The sequence below is a fragment of the Staphylococcus saccharolyticus genome, from assembly GCF_900458815.1.
Classification (GTDB): Bacteria; Bacillota; Bacilli; order Staphylococcales; family Staphylococcaceae; genus Staphylococcus; species Staphylococcus saccharolyticus.
On the sequence record NZ_UHDZ01000001.1, the window covers coordinates 1,342,077 to 1,367,813 of the forward strand.

Here is a 25,737-nt window from a genome sequence, read left to right on the forward strand (position 1 = left end):
AGATGAATGTTTAAGAAATTGTTCGGAAAAGGGAAAGAAGTAAATAAAAATATTAAAATTTACGCACCATTAACTGGTGAATACGTCAAAATTGAAGATATTCCTGATCCTGTATTTGCACAAAAAATGATGGGTGAAGGTTTCGGAATTAATCCTACAGAAGGCGAAGTATTATCACCAATTGAAGGGAAAGTAGATAACGTCTTTCCTACTAAACATGCTCTAGGCTTAAAAGCTGACAATGGTTTAGAGCTATTAGTTCACATTGGCTTAGATACAGTTCAATTAGATGGTAAAGGTTTCGAAGTATTAGTTGAAAGCGGAGATAAAGTAAATGTTGGAGATTCACTTATTCGATTCAATTTAGAATATATCAGTAAAAATGCTAAATCTGTTATTTCTCCAATTATTATTACTAATTCTGATCAAACTGAGACTATTCATATTGAAGATGTACAAGCTGTAGTTAAAGGAGAAAATCAAGTGATTGATGTGACTATGAGCTAATGGTTAAAAATTATTCATTTTATCAATTTGCGATGACAGTTCGTGGTCGAAAAGATAATAAAGGACAGTTAGCTGAGCAAATTTTTGATGATCTTGCGTTTCCTAAACATGAAGACAACTTTCATGTGTTATCTGAATACATTGAAACCGAAAGCGAATTTACTTTACCGATGTATGTCTTTGATGATTTATACGAAGAGTACGCAGAATGGTTAAAATTTTAGTAAGTCATTTAGTTAACAAACATGAAGTTTTAATAAATAGGGAGTGTAATCTTGAATTCAAACTTTCTTTAACGAATTCAGATACACTCCCACGTTTTATTTGCTATGTTTCTGTTACAAGGGCATACTTAAATTATATTTATTTAATTTTTAAAGGATACTTCTTCCGACTCATGTATCTTTAAATGAATTATTTAATAATAAAGATAGTAGATAATTAAACATTCATTTTATAATAATGAGAATCATACTTTACATAAATTAAATGTTCGATTATCTAAAAATAAAGGGAGTGATGACGTGAGTAATGAGACTAAAAATGAAGATACATTTCCTCATAATGATAAAAAACAAACATCATCTCAACACAAAAAGAAAGTAAAACTTAAAATATGGCAATTTGTCCTCATCATCTTAGGCGTTATGATACTAACCGCCGCAATTACCATAGCAGCAACGATTATAGTTAGTCATAAAATAAGCGGACTCAATAAAGACCAACGTGCTAATTTAAAAAAGATTGAATTTGTTTACAAAAAATTGAGTAAAGATTACTACAAAAAGCAAAGTTCCGATAAGCTCACTCAATCTGCAATCAATGGCATGGTTAAAGAATTAAAAGATCCATACTCAGAGTATATGACTGCTGAAGAGACAAAACAATTTAATGAAGGTGTTTCAGGAGATTTTGTAGGAATAGGTGCAGAAATGCAGAAGAAAAATGATCAAATTAGCATTACAAGTCCTATCAAAGATTCACCAGCTGAAAAAGCAGGAATCCAACCTAAAGACACCGTTACTAAAGTCAATCATCATTCAGTTGTAGGTAAACCACTCGATCAAGTTGTTAAAATGGTACGAGGCAAAAAAGGTACTAATGTAATTTTGACAATCAAACGCGGTTCTCAAGAAAAGGATATTAAAATTAAGCGAGACACCATTCACGTTAAAAGTGTTGAATACGAGAAAAAAGGTAATGTCGGTGTTTTAACTATTAACAAGTTCCAAAATAACACGTCTGGCGAATTAAAATTTGCTATCATCAAAGCTCACAAACAAGGCGTTCGAAATATCGTTTTAGATTTAAGAAATAATCCCGGAGGCTTACTAGAGGAAGCTGTAAAAATGGCTAACATCTTTATTGACAAAGGAAAAACTGTCGTTCAATTAGAAAAAGGCGATGACAAAGAACAACTAAAAACGTCGAATGATTCATTAAATCAAGCTAAAGATATGAAGATTTCTATCTTAGTTAATGAAGGATCAGCAAGTGCTTCGGAAGTCTTCACTGGAGCATTGAAAGATTATCATAAGGCTAAAGTTTATGGTTCTAAAACGTTTGGTAAAGGGATTGTTCAAACAACTCGAGAATTCGATGATGGTTCACTTATTAAGTATACTGAAATGAAGTGGCTTACACCTGATGGTCATTATATCCATGGCAAAGGAATCAAACCAGATGTCACAATCGCAACACCTAAATATCAATCACTTAATGTCATTCCTAACAATAAGACGTATAAAGAAGGCGACTCAAATAAAAACGTTAAAACAATGAAAATTGGATTAACTGCTCTAGGATATAAAATTGATAATGAATCAACAACTTTTAATTCAGCATTAAAAGCAGAAATTAAAGCTTTCCAAAAAGATAACCACTTAAACGTAACAGGTAATTTTGACAAACAAACAAATGATAAATTTACGCAACAATTAGTTGAGAAATCCAATAGAAACGATACAGTGTTAGAACAATTATTAGATAAACTATAATAGTTTTATGAACCCAATGGTTTGTCACTTTTTCTTTAACAATAAGTGCTTAGTAATGCTGTGTTTTTCGATGATTAAATAGTTTCTTGGCATAACATAAAAGAAACTTATAATTACCGTTCCGAAGTTTAATATACGTCTCATTTGTTTATTTATAAATGAGGCGTATAAATTTTTTATTTTAAAAGAGGTGTTTTAGAAACATGATTAGATTAGCAACAAAAAATGATTTACCTAATATTGAAAAGCTTGTTGATGAATCAAAAGAATTAATGAGAGAATTCAATAATAACCAATGGGATGAAAAATACCCCGCTACAGAGCATTTTGAAGAAGACATCGATTCTGAAACAATTTATGTTTTAGATGTTAATCAAACAATTTATGGTTTCATTGTTATCGACCAAAACCAATCAGAGTGGTATGATGACATTGATTGGCCAGTCAATCGAGAGGGTGCTTATGTCATCCATCGTTTAGCTGGATCTAAAGATTATAAAGGTGCAGCAACAGAACTTTTTCAATTCGCGGTAGATTTAACTGAAGAATACGGTATTCATGTCATTCTTACAGACACGTTTGCGCTCAATAAACCTGCGCAAGGTCTATTTGAGAAGTTTGGATTTACTAAAGTTGGTGAAGCTGAAATTGATTATCATCCATTTGATAGAGGTGCTCCTTTTTACGCATATTATAAAAACATATAAGAATAGAGGTAGTATTTATGACAAAAATTGCATTTACTGGTGGAGGAACAGTAGGCCATGTATCAGTAAACTTGAGTCTCATTCCTACTGCTATTGCTAAAGGCAACAAAGCATTTTATATCGGCTCAAAACACGGTATCGAAAGAGAAATGATAGAATCTCAACTACCTGATATTGACTATTATCCAATATCAAGTGGTAAACTACGTCGTTATTTATCATTTGAAAATGCAAAAGATGTCTTTAAAGTTCTGAAAGGAATTTTAGATGCTCGCAAAATATTAAAAAAACAACAACCAGATTTACTTTTCTCAAAAGGTGGTTTTGTTAGTGTGCCAGTTGTCATTGCTGCACGCTCATTAAAAATACCAACAATCATTCATGAATCTGATTTAACACCTGGATTAGCGAATAAAATTTCTCTTAAATTTGCTAAAAAAATCTATACAACATTTGAAGATACATTGGCTTATCTTCCAAAAGATAAATCAGATTTTGTTGGCGCTACTGTGCGTGAAGATTTAAAACAAGGGAATCAAAAACGTGGTTATCAATTAACTGGATTTGATCATGATAAGAAGGTCTTACTTGTAATGGGCGGAAGCCTCGGTAGCAAGAAATTAAATGAAATCATCAGACAAAACTTAGAACCACTACTTCATGACTATCACATCATACATTTAACTGGTAAAGGGCTTGTCGATTCATCTATCAACAAAGAAGGCTATATACAATATGAATTTGTAAAAGATGACTTAACTGATTTATTAGCCATTACAGATACAGTAGTAAGTCGTGCTGGGTCAAATGCTATATACGAATTTTTAACTTTACGAATTCCCATCCTCCTTGTCCCACTAGGTTTAGATCAATCACGAGGAGATCAAATTGATAATGCTAAAAACTTTGAATCTAAAGGATATAGTAGACATATACTTGAAGATGACCTCACTGACATTAAACTTTTAGAAGCGTTAAGTAATATTGAAAAGCATCGTGAAAGCATTATTAAACAAATGGAAACTTATAAAGAAAGTTATACGAAAGAAGATTTATTTGATAAAATAATCCATGATGCATTAAATAAGTAGGGGGCACCAATCATGAATCGTTGGAAACGCATTTCGTTACTCATTGTATTTACACTCATCTTCGGTATTATCGCTTTTTTCCATGAATCTCGTCTTGTAAAATGGATTGATAATGAAGTATATGAGTTTATCTATTCATCTGAAAGCTTCATCACTACTTCAATTATGCTTGGAGCCACTAAAATTGGAGAAGTATGGGCTATGGTGACATTATCACTAATATTAGTTGCATATTTGATGATTAAACGGTATAGAATAGAAATGTTATTTTTTGCTCTAGTGATGAGTTTATCAAGTATTCTTAATCCTATATTAAAAAATATTTTTGATAGAGAACGACCTACATTGCTTCGATTAATAGATATCTCAGGCTTTAGTTTTCCAAGTGGTCATGCCATGGGCTCAACTTCATTCTTCGGTAGTGCCATTTATATTTTAAACCGCCACGGTTCTGGACTTTCAAAAGGTGTACTTATTGGTTTGTGCGCCTTATTCATATTACTTATTTCTACATCTAGAGTCTATTTAGGTGTGCATCACCCAACAGATATAATTGCTGGAATCATTGGTGGTGCATTTTGTATCGTATTATCAACTTTCATTCTAAGAAAGCAACTTGTAGTTTAATAAAAAAATAAAATCGATTTGTCACTCAACATCCACCTCGAAAAGCAACTATATTTTGAGGTGGATTATTTATGACATATTGTAATATGAACTTAAAAATTTTTAATGCTATATTAATTTTTTTGTTTTATCTTTGGTAACACTAAGACTAAAAACATTGTTATATTAACGTTTTTAGTCTTTTTCCTTTTGAAAATTAAATAACAAAGATTTTTGATTTACGAAAACTTAATTTTGGAAAAAGTTTGTTTTAAAAGTGTCTATCTATACTTAGTTTGTGAGTATATTTTCAAAGGAGTAAAGACATGATACAAATCAAGGATTTAAACAAGGTATATGAAAATGGTAGTCACGCAGTAAAGAATTTTAATTTAGATATTGCTGATAATGAATTTGTAGGTCCATCTGGATGTGGGAAATCTACTACTTTACGTATGATTGCAGGTCTTGAAGAAATAAGCGAAAGGCAAATCACTGTAGATGGTAAAGTCATTAACGACCTACAACCGAAAGATCGTAATATTTCAATGGTATTCCAAAATTACGTATTATATCCTCATATGACGGTATATAAGAATTTAGCTTTTGGTCTTAAAATACGTGGAATCAAAAAGAAAGTGTATGATGAAAAGATTCAACAAGCTGCTAAAATTCTTGAAATCGAAAACTTGTTAGGTTGAAAACCTAAAGCACTATCAGGAAGGCAACGACAACGTGTCGCATTAGGTCGTGCCATCGTTAGAGAAGCTCAAATCTTTCTTATGGATGAGCCATTATCAAATTTAGACGCTAAATTAAGAAGTACGATGTGAAGCGAAATTATTAAAATACATAATCAAATGAAAGCAACTACCATTTACATGACACATGACCGAACTGAAGCAATGACAATGGCATCACGTATCGTCATTTTGAATCAAGGGGAGATTCAACAAATTGGAACACCAGAAGATATCTATAATTGCCCGGACAATGAATTTGTTGCAACCTTTATTGGCAGTCCATCAATGAATATGATGACAATTACAAATCATATTGATGCATAGTATATCAATGGATTAAAGATAGCTGACCAATCTGCTATTGATTGTACTTCTCAAATTCAATGTAGATTGGGGATACGCCCTGAAGATTTAAAGCTAATTACCGATATTGAGGAATCTCAATATCCTATTCAATTAAGTCATTTAGTTATTGATTTGGTAGAACTCACTGGCGCATACCAGTTACTTCATTGTCATTTAGAAAATCAAAAAATTATCGCAGCTGTTGATAGTAATTTAAATTTCAACATCGGACAAACTGTATCTTTTGGCATCAATCCAACCGATGCTCATTATTTCAATATTTCTTCGGGTGAACGTTTACGTCAGGAGGTTACGTCACAATGAAGCCAAATAACAAAAGACATCAAGTTCATCACACTCATCAAAAATCTTTATTACAACGTATTTGGGAACATAAAATTTTATATTTGATGATTTTACCTTGCTTGTTTTTTTATCTCATTTTTAATTACATGCCAATGACGAGTCTTGTGTTAGCCTTTAAAGATTTTCGCTTTGATACTGGAATCATAGGTGGGGAATGGAAAGGACTTCATTACTTCTCACGCTTTTTGATTCACGTTGTGCACAGATTATTATTAATACGTTAGTGATTAGTGCAATGAAACTCATTTTAGCACTTCCTTTTCCTATCATTCTTGCGATTATGTTTAGCGAGATTAAAGAATCTAAATTAGGAAAAATACAAGGTGCTTTTCAAGGCACCTTATATATTCCACACTTCTTATCTTGGGTGGTCGTAGTTGGTATCTTTAAAAAATTACTCGCACCTGATGATGGCCTCATCAGTCAATTGATTCAACAGTTAGGAGGTAGTGGTTCGACGTACTTCATGATGAATCCAGAGTATTTCCACACTATCACGTTCTCAAGCTATCTTTGGAAAAATGTAGGATGGGACTCAATCATTTACTTTGCGGCAATTATGAGTATTAATCCAGAAATTTATGAATCAGCAGCAATTGATGGAGCAAACCGCTTCAAACAAATTATTCATATTACATTACCAATGTTAACACCAACCATCGTTATTCTTTCTATCATTTCTTTGGGAGATATTTTAAAAGCTGGTTTCGATCAAATCTTTTTACTTAAAACACCTGGAAGTTCAAATGTTTCTGAAATCCTTGATACGTTTGTAATTCGAACGGGGATTGAACAAGGGGACTTTAGTTACGACATCGCTATTAGTCTACTTCAAGGTGTAATAGGACTGATTGCAGTTGTTCTAATAAATAGAATTGCCGATAAAAAATTAAATACTTCACTATACTAAGGAGAATGTATATGGATAAGAAATCGCTCATCATCTTACTCATAATGATCGTACTGATTGCATCAGCATGTGGAAGAAATCATACACAAAATGATGCAAAACGAAAAGCAGATGCTAAAGGTAAACCAAGCACATGGATAGCAGATAGAAAACTAAAAGGTCTTGTTTTTGAAAGTGATAATGACGCTTCTCCGAAAATGAATAAAGAAATCGCTCAGGAATTAAAGAAAAAGACTGGTATCACACTAGAGCTTCAAACAGTTTCAAATGACGATTCTACTGAGGCACTAACATCAGGACTTGCTTCAGGTGATTTACCAGATTTTATTGTCTATTATCTCGATGATAGCGGGCATCCAGAAATGAAAGTATTAACTAAAGCAGCAAAGCAAGGACGTCTAACAAATCTTACTAAAATGCTAAAAGATACTAAAATTTACAGTAAATATTTTAAAAAAGGTTATCTACCCAAAGATACCAAAGATAATATCATGTTTAATAAAGAGTTAGACGAAACATAACCTAGTACATATGGGTATTAATCGACATGCGGGTCAAGAAGAACGACGTACGGTGGGTGGCCCATATGTACGCCGAAATATTATGGAAAAATTAAATATTAAACCTTCATCTATTCATACGTCTAAAGATGTCGAATGTTTAGCGGAAAAGATGAAAGAACATCATTTCAAAGATGATAATGGAAAAGAAATTACACCTATTGGGTCCTACTGCATGGGGCGAAGATGATCGCACGAAATTTTACAATGATCTCGTGTGGACAGGACAAGCAGATGAAAAGTTTTTAAATAAAGGAAAGAAAATTGTGCATGAATCTCAAACAGATTATCCAATGAAACGTGTACGATATGTCAAAAACTTGATGGATAAAGGATTAATGACTAAAGAATTTTATACAATGGAAGAGAATAAAGCTAAAGAAGGCTTAGTTAATGGTTCGTGGGGCATCGTGTCAGATTTGCATAACTTTGTTACAGAAAATCAAAATATGAAATACGTTCCTTTAGGACCGCTCAATACAGTAAAAGGTAAGTTTAGAGTTAAAAACCATATAAATCTGGAGCCAATGGCTGGGCTGTACCTAGTATCACAGAACATCCAGAAGATGTCGTAAAACTAGCTGACTTCTTAGCCAGTCGTGAAGCAAAATTATTGGGTCAATATGGTATCAAAGGACGTGACTATACGTTAGATAAAAAGGCAATCCTCATGTCAAGCCTGAAGTCCTTAAAGAAATCAAAACTAATCCTGAAAAAGCTAAAAAACGTGGCTTCAGAGGCGCTGGTGCTTATTGGGCAGATCATTTGGGCTATACAGATATCGATAATAAAAAAGATTTTGGTGAAACAGAGTATGGTGATAACACTAAGACTCATAAAACGACACCGGAAAAAATAGCTGATATGTGGCATTATGACGAGCGTCAAAAGCATGCCAAAATTGTTAATGGCCTTACTGTTAAATCATTTTTATCTAAATACGAATATGGTGAAGATTTAGAAATTGCAATTGATGATTATGATGATGCTATTAAACGTGCTTATTATTCCCATTCTGATAAAGAAGCTCAACAAATTATAGATAGTGCTGAAGCACGTCTCAAAGATGCAGGACTTGATCAGTTTGAAAAATACGTCGAACATCAACGCGACTATAAAAATACTCAAATCATTTATTAAAAGGGTGACTTAAACAATGAATATTCCAAAAGATAAAAGTGCAATCATCATTCGTATTTTCTCAATCATTTTTATTTTAGTCATGGTTGTATCAATTATATTACCTATGATTAATATTTTCGCTTTAGCTTTTAATTCAGGGGTAGATGCTCAAAAAGGTGGCATCACATTCTATCCTCGTAAGTTTTCTCTAGACAATTTTAAAGAAATATTTAAACAGGTAACTTTACTCAATGCTTTATTCATTAGTATTGCTAAAACTGTGATTGGCACAATACTTAGTGTCATTTTAACTGCGATTGCGGCGTATGTTTTAACTATAAAGACGTTACCATTTAGGAGAGTTATTTCATTATTTCTCGTGTTTACAATGTTATTTAGTGCTGGAGTTGTACCACTCTATATTCTGTTAAATCAATTACATTTAACAGATACGTTTTGGGTTTATATCCTCCCTTCACTTTATATTGTTTATAACATTTTAATTATACGTACTTTTTTAATCAGCTACCTTCAGGAGTGATTGAATCAGCACGCGTTGATGGATGCAATGATTTTCAAATCTTTTGGAAAATCGTTTTACCTATGAGTAAACCAGTAGTAGCATCTATTACATTATTTAATACAGTTAGTCAATGGAACGATTGGTTTACAGGTGCATTTTTCGTACGTAACCCAAACCTCAAACCATTAGCAACTGTGTTACAAGACATGTTAACAAGACAAGCAGCCATCGCCGATGCATTAAAACAAAAATCTGGCTCTTACGCAATGTTAGATAAGTTAACAATAACAAGAGATTCAATGCAAATGGCAATGATTGTACTGATGACCATTCCAGTATTATTCCTATTCCCATTCGTCCAAAAACACTTTGTCAAAGGTATAAATATTGGTTCCACTAAAGAGTAAAGGAGATAAAATAATGACAACAATATTACAGTTGAGTGATTTACATATAGGTCCTAACAACAACGAAAAAGATCAAAAGACATATTGATTTAATCCATCATATGATGACACATTACAAACCTGACATTACTATATTAACAAGCGATCAAATTTGGTCAGAGGGTGTTCTAGATTCAGGACGTGTCTATACTGAGTTAATGAATTATTTAAATCAATATGATACAAAAATTGCTACAACATTTGGCAACCATGATACCGAAAGCATTTTAAAACGATGTGATTTACGTGAGATTGAAGATAAACATTCTGAAAATTACATCCAAAAGCATCATCAATGTATTATTGATGATAAAGAGGCATACACGATTGAAATTTAATATTGATGGTGCACTCACTCATATTTTCTATATTATTGGCGGCGGTGATTATAATCCATTTAGCATCGGAGATTATGATTTTATTCATCCAGAACATGTACATTGGCTTAAACAAACCTATAAAGCTTATCAAGGAGAATATCACAAAAGCTTTCATCATAATTTATTATTTACACATATCCCACTTCAAGAATATAGAGAAATTGAGAATGTAAAAGAGTTCCATGGTAGTTTTAATGAACCCATTGCTTGTTCTAAAATTAACTCTGATTTATTTAGTCAAATGTTACTAAATAGAGATATAGAAGGTATGTTTGTTGGCCACGATCATGATAATGATTTTACAATTAATTTATATGGTATCCGTTTAAACTTCGGTCGTGTTAGCGGTTATAACACATACGGTGATTTACAACGAGGTGCTCGATTAATTGAACTTAGTCCAAACGGTTTTTATAAATCGAAAGTCTTAGAATTTGATGATCGTTTCTAAAACAAACTTTCGAGCACTATATATTCCCATCTTAATAGAGCAACCCTTTATATTGATTGATTATGAGTCAAACAGATACATTAATGTTAAATAGTTACAGTACAGAAGCCATTGCAGCATCAAGTTTATCGACTCAAATTATAATGCTTATGACTTTTTTAGTGACTATCATACACGTAGGAACAAGTATACGTTTGGTACACCTCAAAGAACACAATGATTTAAGTATTTCTAAAGAAATTTATCATAATCTATCACTTAACCTGGTTGTTTCACTCATATTTACGATAGTTATTGGTATTCTGTTTTCACAAATATTGTGGCTTTTTCAAGTACCCAAAGATATCTTTCGCTTAACATATCAATTTGGTTTAATTTTACTCAGTGTCTTCACTTTAATAACATGTCAAATGTTTATAGGGACTGTGTTACGTATGGTTAATCATGCCAGATCTACAACGAGGATAACTGTAATCAGTAATATGACCAACATTTTGTTAAATAGCATTGTGCTTTTTGTGGTACCACATCAAATAGGTAATCCAGTATTAGCAGTGGCAACTGCTATCAGTCGTTTAATTGGCTGTGTATTAGCAACAATAACTTTGTTACGTGTTTATCGTCCTCAGTTAAGTGATTTTAAATTAAGTTGGTACAAGATACACAGTGTCTTATCTTTAGGTGTACCAAGTGCTGGTGAACAGATTTCATATAATTTAGCTCAAACGTTTACGACAGCGTTCATTGCGATGTTGGGAACTCAAGTTATAGCCGCTAAATCTGTTTCTACTGTATTAAGTAGTATTTCTTTTAGTTATGCCATGGCATTTAGTACAACAAGTCAAATTTACTTTGGAAAGCTTATTGCACATCAACGAAATAAAGTTCTGCAACAAAGTGTGAACAAAAGTATATTATTTAACATCATGCAATCTTTCATAATTATGTTTTGTGTTGTGATTGCCTTTATTATGTTAGGTCCTTTAATAACGCATGATACACAAACGTATCATCTTATTATCTATTATTTATCAATCTTAATAGGCTTAGAACCCCTTCGTGCAATTAATAATTTAATTGCGGATTTATTAAATGTAGCTGGAGATATACGTTTTCCTGTAACAGTAAGTATTTTAACGACTTGGATTTTACTTTTACCAGGGAGTTACATATTAGGTATTAAATGCGGTTTCGGTTACACAGGAATTATTCTAGTGAATATTGTGGATGAAGGTTTGAGATTTATTTTAATGTTTAAAAGATGGCGTAAAGGTCGCTGGAAAGCACTCATGAAGCAGATTGGAGTATAAATGATTTATGTATAAAAGAAATGAACGTTTAAGTTTGATTCGAAAACGCATTAGTCAATATGGTGAAGTCGCTGTTAAAGATTTAGCCTTATTTCTTCAAGTGACACCTGAAACTGTGCGTAGGGATTTAGAAATATTGGAATACGATAAACTGATTACACGTACTCATGGTGGCGCAATTAAATATAATCATATGAACAAAGAGAAACCTTATACAAATAAATGGCACAAACAAGCTCATGTTAAATCACGAATAGCTAAAAAAGCAGCATCACTCATACAACCTGGAGAGATTATTCTCATTGATGGTGGCACAACTACTGGTAGAATCCCTAAATTTCTTAATCATATTACTCAAGTAACTATAGTTACAAATTCTTTGAAAATCACAGATGAATTGAACCGTGCTATTGAAAGACAACGAATTCAAGGTGAGACGGGCAAAACAAACACGGAGCAGGATGTAGTGAGAGGTCATATGACAAATGAATTATTACAAAGATTCAAATTTGATCAAGCATTGATTTCTTGCGGTTCATTTGATACAAGCGATTGTTATGAATATGATTTAGAAGAAGCACATGCAAGTCATCTTATGATTGGGCAAAGTAAAACGAGTTATCTCTTAGCTGATAGTAGTAAACGTGATGCTAATGCTGCTCCGTATTGATGTGTTTAAGGAAATTGATTTTATGATTTCTGATTATGCAAGACCACAAAATATGACTCAATTTAATCACAAGAATTGGTTACAAATCTAATTCATAAAACGATGGGTATTAATGGGATAAGTATAAGTTGCGCTAACCACCTTGTGATAGCGCAACTAAAAAAGCAGTGGACCTCAAGTGTCAAAGGTCTACTACTTTTATTGAAACGTTGTTTCTCAACGTTAGTCTTTTACGGGCATATAAAAGGGGATAATTGAAAATGACCAATCCAATAAAACGTCATGTATGTGGGGGGAATGTTCTAGTTGGAATTGATAATCATTTTCAATTAGTATTATACAATATTGAGAGCTATTGTCAATTAGAAACCTAAATTTTTTTCTAAAACACGGTCTAGTGTTAAGAAGAGCCGTCAAATCAATAATGAGTGATAATTATTTTTTCAGAATTACGATGGCATTCATGATAAAATAGAATAAGTAAATAGAGATAGATTATTAACAAATATTAACAATTAAATTTTACATCTTTTTCAACAAATCTCTATTGAGTAAGATGTATCATGAGGTGCAAATATGACAAATATTTTAATCGTAGAAGACGAGCAAAATCTCGCTCGATTTATAGAACTTGAACTCACGCATGAAAACTATCATGTAGACATTGAAAATGATGGCCGTATAGGTTTAGAAAAAGCATTAACTAAGTCGTACGACCTCTTTATTTTAGATTTAATGCTTCCAAATATTAATGGATTAGAAATTTGTAGACAAATTCGTCAAAAGCAATCGACACCAATCATCATTATTACAGCTAAGAGCGACACATATGATAAAGTAGTGGTATTGGACTACGGTGCCGATGACTATATCGTTAAACCATTCGATATTGAAGAACTTCTCGCAAGAATTAGAGCAGTTTTACGCCGACAACCTCAAAAGGATATCATTGATATTAATGGCATTATTATTGATAAAGAAGCTTTTAAAGTGACAGTGGACGGTGAACAATTAGAGTTAACCAAGACTGAATATGATTTATTGTTTGTTTTAGCCGAAAATAGAAATCATGTCATGCAACGTGAACAAATTTTAGATCACGTATGGGGGTTCAATAGTAAAGTTGAAACCAATGTCGTTGATGTATACATCCGATATTTGCGAAATAAATTAAAACCTTTTAATAAAGAGAAGTCTATTGAAACCGTTCGTGGAGTAGGATATGTGATTCGATGATCAAACGCCAAAAATTAAAATACAAATGGATGTTAATCACAACGCTTATTACCTTTACTACTATATTATTATTTTGTTTAATAATTATTTTCTTTTTAAAAGATACATTAAGAAATAGTGAACTCGATGAAGCTGAGAGAAGTTCAAATGATATTGCCAACCTGTTTCATTCTAAACCTTTAAATGATATTTCAGCCTTAGACTTGAACGCCTCTTTAGAAAACTTCCAAGAAGTACTTATCTATGATGATAAAGGAAGAAAATTAATTCAAACTTCAAATGATAATATTGTACATTATGATAAAAAGTTAGATATTAGTCATCCTAAACGCATCCATATTCACAAAAATAATGGTATTAATTATTTAATTATTACAGAACCCATACATTCAAAAGACTTTTCAGGATATAGCGTTTTAGTTCACTCGTTACAAAATTATGATAATCTTGTAAGGTCCTTATATATCGTTGCATTAGCATTTGGATTAATCGCTACAGTGATTACTGCAGGTATTAATTATATTTTTTCTTCACAAATCACAAAGCCTATTGTGACAATGTCGAATAAAATGAATCAAATCAGAAGAGATGGCTTTCAAAACAAACTTGAATTAACCACTAATTATGAAGAAACAGATAATTTAATTGATACATTTAATGAAATGATGTATCAAATTGAAGAGTCTTTCAATCAGCAACGTCAATTCGTAGAAGATGCCTCTCACGAATTAAGAACCCCTCTTCAAATTATTCAAGGTCATCTCAACCTCATTCAACGATGGGGGAAAAAAGATCCAGCGGTTTTAGAAGAATCTTTAGATATTTCTATTGAGGAAGTCAATCGAATCACAAAGTTTGTTGAAGAATTATTACTGCTTACAAAGGATAGGGTTAACAACAATGTTTTGGAATCTGAAAATGTTAATGTCAATGATGAAATCCAATCTAGAGTTAAATCATTACAACATTTACACCCTGATTATACATTTGAGACACAATTTTCATCTAAACCTATCCAACTTAAAATTAACCAACACCAATTTGAACAATTATTACTTATCTTTATTGATAACGCGATGAAATATGATACAGAAAATAAACATATAGCTATTCATACTCAACTAAAAAACAAAATGATCATTATTGAAATCACAGACCATGGTATGGGAATTCCTAAAGCTGACTTAGACTTTATCTTCGATAGATTTTACCGAGTTGATAAATCACGTGCACGCAGTCAAGGGGGTAATGGTCTAGGATTATCCATAGCTGAGAAGATCGTTCAACTTAATGGTGGAACGATTCAAGTTGAGAGCGAACTTCAACAGTACACAACTTTTAGAATTTGTTTTCCAATGCATAATTAGTTAGTACTTCATTTAAGCATAAGTAAAAAGATGAATTAAACGCTTACATTTTAAATATCTATTATTTACAATTCAATAAATTATTTAGTTTAAAGCAGAACCAATTAAGAGTGGTTCTGCTTTATCTATATAAATCGATTTAAATAGGTAAATGTACTTTAACAAAATTTCAAATAATGCTATGATAATCATGTAAGCGTTTCATAATTTTTGTGGAGGGTGTTAAATGACAAAGGACAAGAAAGAATTTACAGAGGCTCCTGTAAACTTCGGTGCAAATCTTGGCTTAATGCTTGATTTGTATGATGATTACCTACAAGATCCATCATCAGTTCCGGATGATTTACAAGTCTTGTTTAGTACAATTAAAATAGGTGAAGCTCATATCGAGGCAAAGCCTACCACTGATGGGAATGGTTCACTAGCGGAAGATAGCACAATTAAACGTGTTATGCGCTTAATCGATAATATTCGTCAATATGGGCATTTAAAAGCAGACATTTATCCAGTTAATCCTCCAGAGCGTACGCATGTCCCTAAATTAGAAATTGAAGATTTTGATTTAGACCAAGAAACTTTGGAACACATCTCAGCTGGTATCGTCTCAGAACACTTCAAAGATATTTATGAAAATGCCTATGAAGCTATTGTTCGTATGAAGCGACGCTACAAAGGGCCAATTGCTTTTGAGTACACTCACATTAACAATAATAAAGAACGTGTTTGGTTAAAAAGACGAATTGAAACGCCTTATAAAACAAATTTAAACAATAATCAGAAAAAAGAACTTTTCAAAAAATTAGCACATGTTTAAGGCTTTGAAAAATATTTACACAAAAACTTTGTTGGCGCTAAACGTTTTTCAATAGAAGGGGTAGACACGTTAGTACCAATGCTTCAACATACAATTACACTAGCTGGTAATGAAGGGATTAAAAACATTCAAATCGGAATGGCTCACCGAGGACGTTTAAACGTCTTAACACATGTGCTTGAAAAACCTTATGAAATGATGATTTCCGAATTTATGCACACTGATTCGATGAAATTTTTACCTGAAGACGGTAGTTTAGAACTGACTTCAGGATGGACAGGCGATGTAAAATATCACTTAGGCGGTGTAAAAACAACAGATTCATATGGTACAGAACAACGAATTTCTCTAGCTAACAACTCAAGTCACTTGGAAATTGTAGCACCAGTTGTTGCTGGTAGAACACGTGCAGCTCAAGATAACACTGAACAAGCAGGTACACCTTCAACAGACTTCCATAGTGCAATGCCAATTATTATTCACGGTGATGCTGCTTATCCTGGTCAAGGCATCAACTTTGAAACGATGAACTTAGGCAGTTTAAAAGGGTATTCAACAGGTGGCGCTTTACACATTATTACAAATAACAGAATTGGTTTTACAACTGAACCAACAGATGGTCGTTCTACAACATACTCATCTGACGTAGCTAAAGGATATGATGTTCCAATCTTACATGTAAATGCAGATGATGTGGAAGCAACGATTGAAGCAATAATTGCTATGGAATTCCGTAAAGAGTTCCATAAAGATGTAGTGATTGATTTAGTAGGATACCGTCGTTACGGGCATAATGAAATGGATGAACCTTCTATTACAAATCCAATGTCATATCAAAACATTAGAAAGCATGACTCAGTTGAAATTTTATACGGTAAGAAGTTAGTCGATGAAGGTATCATTTCTGAAGATGAAATGAATGAAGTTATTGACAATGTACAAAAAGAAATGCGTGCCGCACATGATAAAATTGATAAATCCTACAAAATGGATAACCCAGATCCAGATATGGAAAAACCACAAGCACTTCATTTATCTTTACAAAGTGATGATAAAGACTTCACTTTTGATCATTTAAAAGAAATTAACGATGCAATGCTCACTTATCCTGAAGATTTCCATGTGCTTAAAAAGCTTAATAAAGTACTTGAAAAGCGTAGAGAACCTTTTGAAAAAGAAAACGGTCTTGTTGATTGGGCTCAAGCAGAGCAACTTGCATTCGCTATAATTATTCAAGACGGTACTTCTATACGCTTAACTGGACAAGATAGTGAAAGAGGAACATTTAGTCATAGACATGCCGTGTTACACGATGAGGAGAATGGCGATACCTTTACACCATGTACCCAACCAGCAAGCTACATTTGATATTCATAACTCACCACTTTCAGAAGCTGTAGTTGTAGGCTTTGAGTACGGTTATAATGTTGAAAATAAGGGCAGTTTTAATATCTGGGAAGCACAATATGGAGACTTTTCAAATATGTCTCAAATGATGTTCGACAACTTTCTTTCAAGCTCACGTGCTAAGTGGGGTGAACGCTCAGGATTAACATTGTTCTTACCGCATTCTTATGAAGGACAAGGACCTGAACATTCATCAGCACGCTTAAAAAGATTTTTACAATTAGCCGCTGAAAATAATACCACAGTAGTTAACTTATCTAGTTCAAGTAATTACTTCCACTTATTACGCGCACAAGCTGCAAGTTTAGATACTCAAGAAATGAGACCGCTAATTGTTATGTCTCCTAAAAGTTTATTACGTAACAAAACTGTAGCTAAAGCAATTGATGAATTCACTTCTGGTGGGTTTAAACCTATTATTGCTGAAAGTCACGATGCTAAAAAAGTTAAAAAAGTAATTTTAGCATCAGGAAAGATGTTTATCGACTTAAAAGAATATTTAGCAAAAAATCTGGATGAATCAATCCTTCTTATCGCAGTAGAAAGATTGTATTCATTCCCAGAAGATGAAATCAAAGAAATTTTAGAGTCATTACCAAATCTTGAAAAAGTAGCATGGGTTCAAGAAGAACCTAAAAACCAAGGTGCATGGTTATTCGTCTATCCATACCTCAAAGCGCTTATCACTGATAAATACGATCTTAGCTATCATGGTAGAATACAAAGGGCAGCACCTGCTGAAGGTGATGGAGAAATTCATAAACTTGTTCAAAATAGAATTATTGAAAGTAGTATTAATAATTAATTAGGGGGAAAATAAGTATGCCAGAGGTAAAAGTTCCAGAATTAGCAGAATCAATTACAGAAGGTACCATTGCAGAGTGGTTGAAAAACGTTGGAGATAGCGTAGATAAAGGGGAAGCTATTTTAGAATTAGAAACAGATAAAGTAAACGTTGAAGTTGTTTCTGAAGAGGCAGGCGTACTTTCAGAACAATTAGCCGAAGAAGGAGATACAGTAGAAGTAGGTCAAGCTGTAGCCATTATCTGTGAAGGTAGTGGTAACGTATCAAACAATTCTTCAAATGAAACTCTACAACAAGAAGAAACGAAAGTTGCTAATCAAAATGAAGACCAAGCTAATCAAACGCAATCAACTTCTGATAAGCAACAAGATAATAATAACCAACAAATCAATGCTACACCATCCGCACGTCGTCATGCTTGTAAAAATGGAGTTGATTTAAGCGAAGTTTCAGGTAAAGGTAACGATGTTTTAAGAAAAGAGGATATAGACAATAGTCAAAAACAAGCAAGTCAAACAGCTAAAAGTGAAAGTAATTCTCAAAACAATGGTTCTAAAAAATCTAATGACCATCCATCTAAACCTGTTATTCGTGAAAAAACATCCCGTCGTAAAAAAACAGCTGCAAAAAAATTGTTAGAAGTATCTAACCAAACAGCGATGTTAACAACATTTAATGAAGTAGATATGACAAATGTTATGGATTTACGTAAGCGTAAAAAAGAACAATTCATTAAAGACCATGATGATACAAAATTAGGTTTTATGTCATTCTTCACAAAAGCTGCTGTAGCTGCGCTAAAAAAATATCCAGAAGTCAATGCTGAAATTGACGGAGATGATATGATTACTAAACAATATTACGATATTGGTATCGCTGTTTCTACAGATGATGGTTTATTAGTACCTTTTGTTAGAGATTGTGATAAGAAAAATTTTGCTGAAATCGAACAAGAAATTGCAAATTTAGCTGTTAAAGCACGCTATAAGAAATTAAGCTTAGATGATATGGTAAATGATTCATTTACAGTTTACTAATGGTGGTATCTTCGGTTCAATGATGAGTACACCAATAATTAATGGTAATCAGGCTGCTATCTTAGGTATGCATTCAATTATCATACGCCCAATTGCTATTGATAAAGATACGATTGAAAATCGTCCAATGATGTATATTGCTTTAAGCTATGATCATAGAATCATTGATGGTAAAGAAGCAGTAGGTTTCCTAAAAACAATTAAAGAATTAATTGAAAATCCAGAAGATTTATTACTTGAATCATAATTCTGAACTCAATACACTCTATCTATACTAATACAACGACGATTAACGTCGTTGTATTTTTGCTTAAATATGTCAAAAGTATGATTGTATCTATACCTATTAATGCTAAGATATAATTAAAAAGAAGACGTCACATAAATTGGGAGTCGAAGATAATTGAATAACGCAAAGAGAAATAAAAAATATCTATAAGAAAACTACTAACATAGTTACCTTATAGATATTATATCTTATTACAATTTAACTTATCCTCTAACAAGGAAAATAATTTCAATCATTGCTAGAATAATGAAGATGACAAATGCGATTGTAAAATATTTAAATCTAGGTTGTTTCTTATTGTTTAAATTAGTAAATACTTCAATTCCTGAATAAACTGCAATTAAAACTGTAATCGCAAATATAATCCATAAATTAGACATACATATGCCTCCTTCAGCAGTCTTTATATATTATTCTAATACATACATATATTTTAGCCAACGTGAAGGTTTTATTTTAAAATAAATTAAATGGAACTTTTTTAATCTTAAGTATTTAAACGTTCATCATATTCAATACTTACAAAATACGTTATAATATACATTGTAAAGAAAAATAGAGGAGTGTCAGTTTATGAGCGGACTTAGAAGTGTCACTATTGGAACAAGAGACTTATCTAAAACCAAAGAATTATTTAGTGATATTATTGGACTACAATATACAAATAAAAATGATAGTGCTATAAGATTTGGTGATGCTAATTTAAGTCCGGGAACACGTATTCACTTTGTTGAAATTCCTGATGAACACTTTACAAATCAACATATTGAAAGTATAGGATTAAGGACACCATCTGACTCAGGATTATTAGAATACCAAGGTATTTTATCACAGCAGAACATTTCATATAGCTCATTAACTGAACTTAATGGTCTTAAGCATTTTAGTTTTGAAGATCATAATCACCAAAAGTTCGATATTTATTCTGATGAACATAATACAGGAATTGGTTTAGGCATACCATCATTTGAAAGCTCAGTCAATCCTTTGCATCAAGTCCAAGGATTAGGTCCAGTTATTATTAAAGTCAATGAGTTACCTATAACTACATCCATTCTTATTCAAGTATTTGGGTTAGACTTATTCGCTGAATACTTACCTCATGAAGAAGCAACTCAACATATTCATGTATTTAAAATTGGTGAAGGTGGCTTAGGCGGAGAACTTCATTTATACGAAGCCAAAGAAAATATTGAAATGGCTGATTGTGGACCTATCGAACAAGTAGAATTTGCAACTAAAGAACGCGAAGCATTTAATCACGCCAAAGAACGCTTGGATGATATAGGTATTCCTTATCAAACTTTAGAGCAAGACGACTCAGAATCTCTTAGAATTACAGAAAATAGTGGTATATCATTTATATATACATTAGAAAAGTAAAATGACATAAATCAAGGAAGGTTATCATATGTTACATGAAACTTGGAAAGAACGTACACCAATTAAAAAAGTTGAAGTGACAAACACTGACGCAAAGAAATTTACAGTTGCAGATATGCTAACTGTTGGCAAACAATACGATGTTGTGAATGAAACTGAAGAATATTATCAAATTATTGATAATTCTGGTTTAGTAGGTGGATATTTTAAAGATTATTTCAAAGAAGTTTAAGAAACATTACTTATGAGGTGAGTGATATAAAGATTGAACGTAAATTAACCCCGATAAAATTACAATTCAACATGAATATACAATTTTTATTTAAGTTAATACTTTTCTAAGTAGTTTCAATCTCGTTTTATAATTTTAATAAGACTAAGACAAAGCAACTTTTTACTCATATGTCTTAGTCTTTTTTATACTTAAAGGATGGGAATTATGGTACAAACAGTTTATAAAAATTCAGATGAGACAGTATTTGAGGATGCTAAAGCATTATTTAATTTAAATAAGAATATTTTACTTAAAGGACCTACGGGTTCAGGAAAAACTAAGCTTGCAGAAACTTTAAGCCAAGAAATTCAACGTCCCATGCACCAAGTGAATTGCTCAGTTGATTTAGATACAGAGAGTTTATTGGGATTTAAAACTATTCAAACGAATGAAGATGGTCATCAAGAGATTGTATTTATAGATGACCCTGTAATTAAGGCTATGAAACACGGACATATCTTATATATTGATGAAATTAACATGGCTAAACCTGAAACATTGCCAATACTCAATGGTGTATTGGATTATCGTCGTCAATTGACTAACCCATACACTCATACACTGGAGAGGTCATTAAAGCTGCACCCGACTTTAATGTCATAGCAGCTATTAATGAAAGATATGTTGGAACATTACCAATGAATGAAGCACTAAAAAATCGCTTTGTCGTTATAGAAGTTGATTATATTAATGGTGACATTTTAAAAACAGTTATCAAGGAACAAAGCAGATTGCAAGAAGATTACACCATTCATCAAATTATTAAGTTTAATGAAGATTTACGTACAATGTCGAAACAGGGTCAAATTTCTGAAGAGGCAGCAAGTATCCGCGCTTTAATAGACTTAAGTGATTTAGTTACAGTGATGCCTATTCGAAGAGCAATACAACGAACAATCATTGATAAATTAGAAGACGAACGAGAACAATAAGCCATTATCAATGCTATCGAGTTAAACTTTTAAAGAGGGATAAATATGAGTGAGCGTTTCATAAAATTTAACGATGAACAATTAGATGCGAAACAAGTTATGATGTTACAAGATTTAGACCGTTTACTTTTAAAACATGAGCAAACACAAGTCAAAATTCAAAAATTCCCTTATTATAATCCATTTAGTAATACACTTATAACAAGTTGGTTTTGGTCTCATCGACCTCGACATGTTGAACAAGCTGGATTAAAAACAGATGTTTTACTTGCAACTTTTGGTTACCTTAATATGGATGCCTCAATTATTAATCAAGTTTTACATCACTAAGACTTTGAACATCCAAAGTTCTTCCAACAACTTTTTAAATTATTAGAAGATGTACGTATTTTTGAACTTATCAGACTACATCGACCTAGCACAGCAACGTTCATCGATTTACGCTTAGACACAAGACTTTCTTTTACAAACTCACAAATCAATGTCTACAAGACTAAGACAGTTTATACTGATTTATTATTTTTATATTTGGAACGTGCTTTTTTAAGTCAAAATTTCTACGATATCCCTTCAATCCATCCCAAATTTGATGAAATTTTGGTTAGTATGTATCAAGATTTGCCTAATATTTTCCAAAATCAAACTTCAGAAGATAATATGTATCTAGCTGAACGTATTATGTACCAGGTGGATGATTTACTTAAGCAAGATATGTTAAATGATTATTATTATTTACCACAACAGTTATATGAAGATATTTATGCCCACACCTATGAAGATTTAAAAGCATAGACGCGAGTAACACAGACGGACAAGATGGCACCCATGCACAAGATGATATAGAAACTGAAAAAGCTGAGACAAAAGCAGCAGATAGTCATTCTAAAGGTGGCGCGTATTTAGAAATGGAACTTCATGAAGGCGAAAATAGTGAAGTAATGGCGGATAATGATACTGCTAGAGAAGGCGATAGTACTGATGATATGACTGATATGATGACTAAAAAAGGTAAAGTTTCACAAAATACACTAGACTGTTAGGATGGAGGATTTATAGGTCAAAATCAAACTTTCCCTTTAGATGGTATAAATAAGAACATTAGCATTGATTGGAGAGTACCAGATATTACTCCACAAAATATCGTTGAATATCAATATTCTAAAAATGATGTTCAGTATGAAATTAAAGACTTAATTCAAATCATTAAAAAGACCATTGAAAGAGAACATCAAGATGAATGTCATAATCTAACAAAAGGTTGTCTTCAAAAAGATCTGATTAATTGGTTTATGAAAGACCAACTTAAATTATTTTATAAAAAACAAGATTTAAGTCAATCATTTGATGCAACATTTACATTGCTTATCGATGCATCTGCAAGTATGCATGATAAGATGGACGAAACTATGAAAGGCGTTGTACTGTTTCATGAAACATTAAAAATCTCTTAGTATTAAACATGAAATTTTAGCATTTAATGAAGATGCTTTTGAAGCCGATAATCGTGAACAACCAAATATCATTGATGAAATCATTAATTATAACTACTCAATTTTCGAAAAGGAAGGCCCGAGAATCATGACATTAGAGCCGCAAGATGATAATCGTGATGGAGTGGCTATCAGAATTGCCAGTGAAAGGTTACTTCAAAGAAGTCATCAGCAACGCTTTTTAATTATATTTTCAGATGGAGAACCATCGGCCTTTAATTATAGTCAAGACAGTATCTTAGATACTTATGAAACAGTAGAACGTGCCAGAAAGTTTGGTATTGAGGTGTTCAATGTGTTTTTAAGTCAAGAACCTATAACAGAAGATATCGAACAAACGATACACAATATTTATGGTCAATATGCCATTTTTGTAGAAGGAGTGGAACATTATACCAAGTCATCTTTCCCCGTTATTAAAGAAACTTCTACTTCAATCTTTCTAAATAATATTATGAGACAGATGGGTTTATAGTTCTTAAAATTAATTTAGTGTATATTTTCGAACTTATAAATATTTAAATCGAGTAAGTTTTAAATTTTCTGAAATTTTATATAGACTTATAATTCTTGATTATGATAGAATGTTTGATGTTGCATTAATAGAAAAAGGAGCAGCATTATGAATAAAAACACTTGGATTACAGGTTTTACTTTATTCGCCATGTTCTTCGGTGCAGGAAACCTCATATTTCCAACACAACTCGGACTCGATAGTGGACATTTCTTTTGGCCTTCAATACTTGCATTCGCATTAACAGGTATTGGATTACCTTTACTAGGTGTAGTCGTTGGGGCACTCGATAAACATGGCTATATCGGATCATTTAATAAAATATCACCAAAATTTTCGTTAATCTTTTTAATTATAATATATTTAACGATAGGACCATTATTTGCAATTCCACGTACAGCTTCAACTTCATTTGAAATGACTGTCACTCCAATTGCTCATACCAACGGTAGTTTAGCTTTATTTATTTTTACCGTTATTTATTTTTTAATTGTACTCTATTTATGTTTAAACCCTAATAAAATGATAGAACGCATTGGTTCTTTACTTACACCGTTACTGCTAATTACAATATTAGCAATGATTATTAAAGGGTTCGTAGACTTTGGCGGACATTCGTCAGGCATAGGAGATACAAAGATTTTCACTTCTAATTTTAGTGGCTTTTCTCAAGGATTTACGCAAGGCTACCTAACGATGGACGCGATTGCATCGATTGCATTCTCAATGATTGTTGTTAATGCAATTAAAACCACCGGCGTTCATCATGCTGATAAAATATTTAAACAAACGATTATCGCCGGTCTTATAGCTGCAGTTGCCTTGGTATTTATTTATATTGCATTAGGCTTTATAGGTAATCACATGCATGTTTCTACTGGCAAAATGAAAGAACTAACAACAAATGGTCAAAATATAGGAACATATTTGCTAACTACAATGGCAACCAAAGGATTCGGTAATTTAGGAAAGTATCTATTAGGTATTATCGTCTCCTTAGCTTGTTTAACAACAGCATGCGGTCTTATTGTATCTGTAAGTGAATACTTCCATCGAATCTTACCTAAAATTTCTTACAAAATATATGTTATATTCTTTACTATAGTAAGTTTTGTTTTAGCAAACCAAGGACTTAATTCTGTCATTAAGATGTCAGTGCCAGTGCTAAGTGTAGTGTATCCGATAGCAATTACTGTTGTTTTACTCATACTTATTGCACGATTTATACCAACAAAACGCATTGCTCAACAAGTCCCCCTTGTTATAGTAACCATTGAATCTATATTAAGTTTAATTACCACTCAAGGGTGGTTCAAACTTTCATTTATAGATCACTTACCGTTAAAACATTATTCACTAGAGTGGTTTCCTATTGCAGTAATTGCGACAATTATCGGATATACCATTTCTTACTTCGTTAAACAGACACCAATTATTTATCAAAAAGAATAAATA

Annotated in this window: 12 protein-coding genes and 12 pseudogenes; 23 read left to right on the plus strand and 1 reads right to left on the minus strand. The window is 32.3% G+C overall.

Features of this window, described 5'->3' with window-relative positions; translation table 11 throughout:
- Nucleotides 1-6: 6 nt before the first annotated feature.
- From DYE57_RS06635 to sucB, 18 genes and pseudogenes are all read left to right on the plus strand, one after another.
- A complete protein-coding gene (locus DYE57_RS06635; protein WP_115313362.1) occupies nucleotides 7-507 on the plus strand; it encodes a PTS sugar transporter subunit IIA in 501 nt (166 codons plus the stop codon).
- Nucleotides 507-731 (plus strand): YozE family protein, encoded by a 225-nt coding sequence (locus tag DYE57_RS06640; RefSeq protein WP_115313363.1) that lies wholly within the window; start codon nucleotides 507-509, stop codon nucleotides 729-731. Before DYE57_RS06635 ends, DYE57_RS06640 begins: the two co-directional genes overlap by 1 nt.
- A gap of 300 nt (nucleotides 732-1,031) precedes the next feature.
- Nucleotides 1,032-2,504 carry a S41 family peptidase gene (locus DYE57_RS06645; RefSeq protein WP_115313364.1) on the plus strand — a complete coding sequence of 491 codons (1,473 nt, stop codon included), beginning with the start codon at nucleotides 1,032-1,034 and terminating at the stop codon, nucleotides 2,502-2,504.
- 203 nt (nucleotides 2,505-2,707) lie between these two features.
- Entirely contained in the window at nucleotides 2,708-3,211 is a 504-nt protein-coding gene (locus DYE57_RS06650) for a GNAT family N-acetyltransferase (protein ID WP_115313365.1), read from the plus strand.
- Nucleotides 3,212-3,228: 17 nt separating this feature from the next.
- Entirely contained in the window at nucleotides 3,229-4,302 is a 1,074-nt protein-coding gene (locus DYE57_RS06655) for an undecaprenyldiphospho-muramoylpentapeptide beta-N-acetylglucosaminyltransferase (RefSeq protein WP_115313366.1), read from the plus strand.
- A 12-nt stretch (nucleotides 4,303-4,314) separates the two neighbouring features.
- Nucleotides 4,315-4,929: a phosphatase PAP2 family protein gene (locus DYE57_RS06660; protein WP_115313367.1), complete on the plus strand. Its 615-nt coding sequence runs from the start codon at nucleotides 4,315-4,317 to the stop codon at nucleotides 4,927-4,929.
- 305 nt (nucleotides 4,930-5,234) lie between these two features.
- Nucleotides 5,235-6,320: pseudogene (locus DYE57_RS06665) on the plus strand (ABC transporter ATP-binding protein).
- A pseudogene (locus DYE57_RS06680) lies at nucleotides 6,317-7,272 on the plus strand (ABC transporter permease). Before DYE57_RS06665 ends, DYE57_RS06680 begins: the two co-directional pseudogenes overlap by 4 nt.
- A gap of 11 nt (nucleotides 7,273-7,283) precedes the next feature.
- Nucleotides 7,284-8,972, plus strand: a pseudogene (locus DYE57_RS06685) (type 2 periplasmic-binding domain-containing protein).
- A 16-nt stretch (nucleotides 8,973-8,988) separates the two neighbouring features.
- Nucleotides 8,989-9,884: pseudogene (locus DYE57_RS06690) on the plus strand (carbohydrate ABC transporter permease).
- Between the two features lie 13 nt (nucleotides 9,885-9,897).
- Nucleotides 9,898-10,754 (plus strand): annotated as a pseudogene (locus tag DYE57_RS06695) (metallophosphoesterase family protein).
- Nucleotides 10,741-12,064 (plus strand): annotated as a pseudogene (locus tag DYE57_RS06700) (MATE family efflux transporter). The pseudogenes DYE57_RS06695 and DYE57_RS06700 overlap by 14 nt, the downstream one beginning before the upstream one ends.
- A 7-nt stretch (nucleotides 12,065-12,071) precedes the next feature.
- A pseudogene (locus DYE57_RS06705) lies at nucleotides 12,072-12,825 on the plus strand (DeoR/GlpR family DNA-binding transcription regulator).
- Nucleotides 12,826-12,994: 169 nt separating this feature from the next.
- A pseudogene (locus tag DYE57_RS12350) lies at nucleotides 12,995-13,105 on the plus strand (hypothetical protein); the annotation flags it as partial.
- Nucleotides 13,106-13,310: 205 nt separating this feature from the next.
- On the plus strand, nucleotides 13,311-13,970 hold the full coding sequence (locus tag DYE57_RS06710) for a response regulator transcription factor (protein ID WP_115313372.1): 660 nt from the start codon (nucleotides 13,311-13,313) through the stop codon (nucleotides 13,968-13,970).
- Nucleotides 13,967-15,337: a HAMP domain-containing sensor histidine kinase gene (locus tag DYE57_RS06715; RefSeq protein WP_115313373.1), complete on the plus strand. Its 1,371-nt coding sequence runs from the start codon at nucleotides 13,967-13,969 to the stop codon at nucleotides 15,335-15,337. Before DYE57_RS06710 ends, DYE57_RS06715 begins: the two co-directional genes overlap by 4 nt.
- A gap of 226 nt (nucleotides 15,338-15,563) precedes the next feature.
- A pseudogene (locus DYE57_RS06720) lies at nucleotides 15,564-18,363 on the plus strand (2-oxoglutarate dehydrogenase E1 component).
- Nucleotides 18,364-18,380: 17 nt separating this feature from the next.
- Nucleotides 18,381-19,647, plus strand: a pseudogene (gene sucB, locus DYE57_RS06725) (dihydrolipoyllysine-residue succinyltransferase).
- 245 nt (nucleotides 19,648-19,892) lie between these two features.
- Here sucB and DYE57_RS06730 read toward each other — a convergent pair.
- Nucleotides 19,893-20,069: a Mid2-like cell wall stress sensor domain protein gene (locus DYE57_RS06730; protein WP_165417873.1), complete on the minus strand. Its 177-nt coding sequence runs from the start codon at nucleotides 20,067-20,069 to the stop codon at nucleotides 19,893-19,895.
- A 193-nt stretch (nucleotides 20,070-20,262) separates the two neighbouring features.
- Here DYE57_RS06730 and DYE57_RS06735 point away from each other — a divergent pair, with 193 nt between their 5' ends.
- The 5 genes and pseudogenes from DYE57_RS06735 (at nucleotide 20,263) to brnQ3 (ending at nucleotide 25,734) form a co-directional block, all read left to right on the plus strand.
- Nucleotides 20,263-21,072: a VOC family protein gene (locus DYE57_RS06735; RefSeq protein WP_115313375.1), complete on the plus strand. Its 810-nt coding sequence runs from the start codon at nucleotides 20,263-20,265 to the stop codon at nucleotides 21,070-21,072.
- A 28-nt stretch (nucleotides 21,073-21,100) separates the two neighbouring features.
- Nucleotides 21,101-21,304: a DUF6501 family protein gene (locus DYE57_RS06740; RefSeq protein WP_115313376.1), complete on the plus strand. Its 204-nt coding sequence runs from the start codon at nucleotides 21,101-21,103 to the stop codon at nucleotides 21,302-21,304.
- Between the two features lie 207 nt (nucleotides 21,305-21,511).
- Nucleotides 21,512-22,278 (plus strand): annotated as a pseudogene (locus DYE57_RS06745) (ATP-binding protein).
- A 45-nt stretch (nucleotides 22,279-22,323) separates the two neighbouring features.
- A pseudogene (locus DYE57_RS06750) lies at nucleotides 22,324-24,214 on the plus strand (vWA domain-containing protein).
- Between the two features lie 176 nt (nucleotides 24,215-24,390).
- Entirely contained in the window at nucleotides 24,391-25,734 is a 1,344-nt protein-coding gene (gene brnQ3 / locus DYE57_RS06755) for a branched-chain amino acid-like transporter carrier protein BrnQ3 (RefSeq protein WP_115313377.1), read from the plus strand.
- The last annotated feature ends 3 nt before the right edge of the window (nucleotides 25,735-25,737 follow it).

Bases quoted from the DNA above. Each gene is read 5' to 3' on its own strand.
- DYE57_RS06655 (WP_115313366.1), top strand. From the start codon at position 3,229: ATGACAAAAATTGCATTTACTGGTGGAGGAACAGTAGGCCATGTATCA.
- DYE57_RS06635 (WP_115313362.1), top strand. From the start codon at position 7: ATGTTTAAGAAATTGTTCGGAAAAGGGAAAGAAGTAAATAAAAATATT.
- DYE57_RS06730 (WP_165417873.1), bottom strand. From the start codon at position 20,069: ATGTCTAATTTATGGATTATATTTGCGATTACAGTTTTAATTGCAGTT.
- DYE57_RS06650 (WP_115313365.1), top strand. From the start codon at position 2,708: ATGATTAGATTAGCAACAAAAAATGATTTACCTAATATTGAAAAGCTT.
- DYE57_RS06740 (WP_115313376.1), top strand. From the start codon at position 21,101: ATGTTACATGAAACTTGGAAAGAACGTACACCAATTAAAAAAGTTGAA.
- DYE57_RS06640 (WP_115313363.1), top strand. From the start codon at position 507: ATGGTTAAAAATTATTCATTTTATCAATTTGCGATGACAGTTCGTGGT.
- DYE57_RS06715 (WP_115313373.1), top strand. From the start codon at position 13,967: ATGATCAAACGCCAAAAATTAAAATACAAATGGATGTTAATCACAACG.
- DYE57_RS06710 (WP_115313372.1), top strand. From the start codon at position 13,311: ATGACAAATATTTTAATCGTAGAAGACGAGCAAAATCTCGCTCGATTT.
- DYE57_RS06735 (WP_115313375.1), top strand. From the start codon at position 20,263: ATGAGCGGACTTAGAAGTGTCACTATTGGAACAAGAGACTTATCTAAA.
- brnQ3 (WP_115313377.1), top strand. From the start codon at position 24,391: ATGAATAAAAACACTTGGATTACAGGTTTTACTTTATTCGCCATGTTC.
- DYE57_RS06660 (WP_115313367.1), top strand. From the start codon at position 4,315: ATGAATCGTTGGAAACGCATTTCGTTACTCATTGTATTTACACTCATC.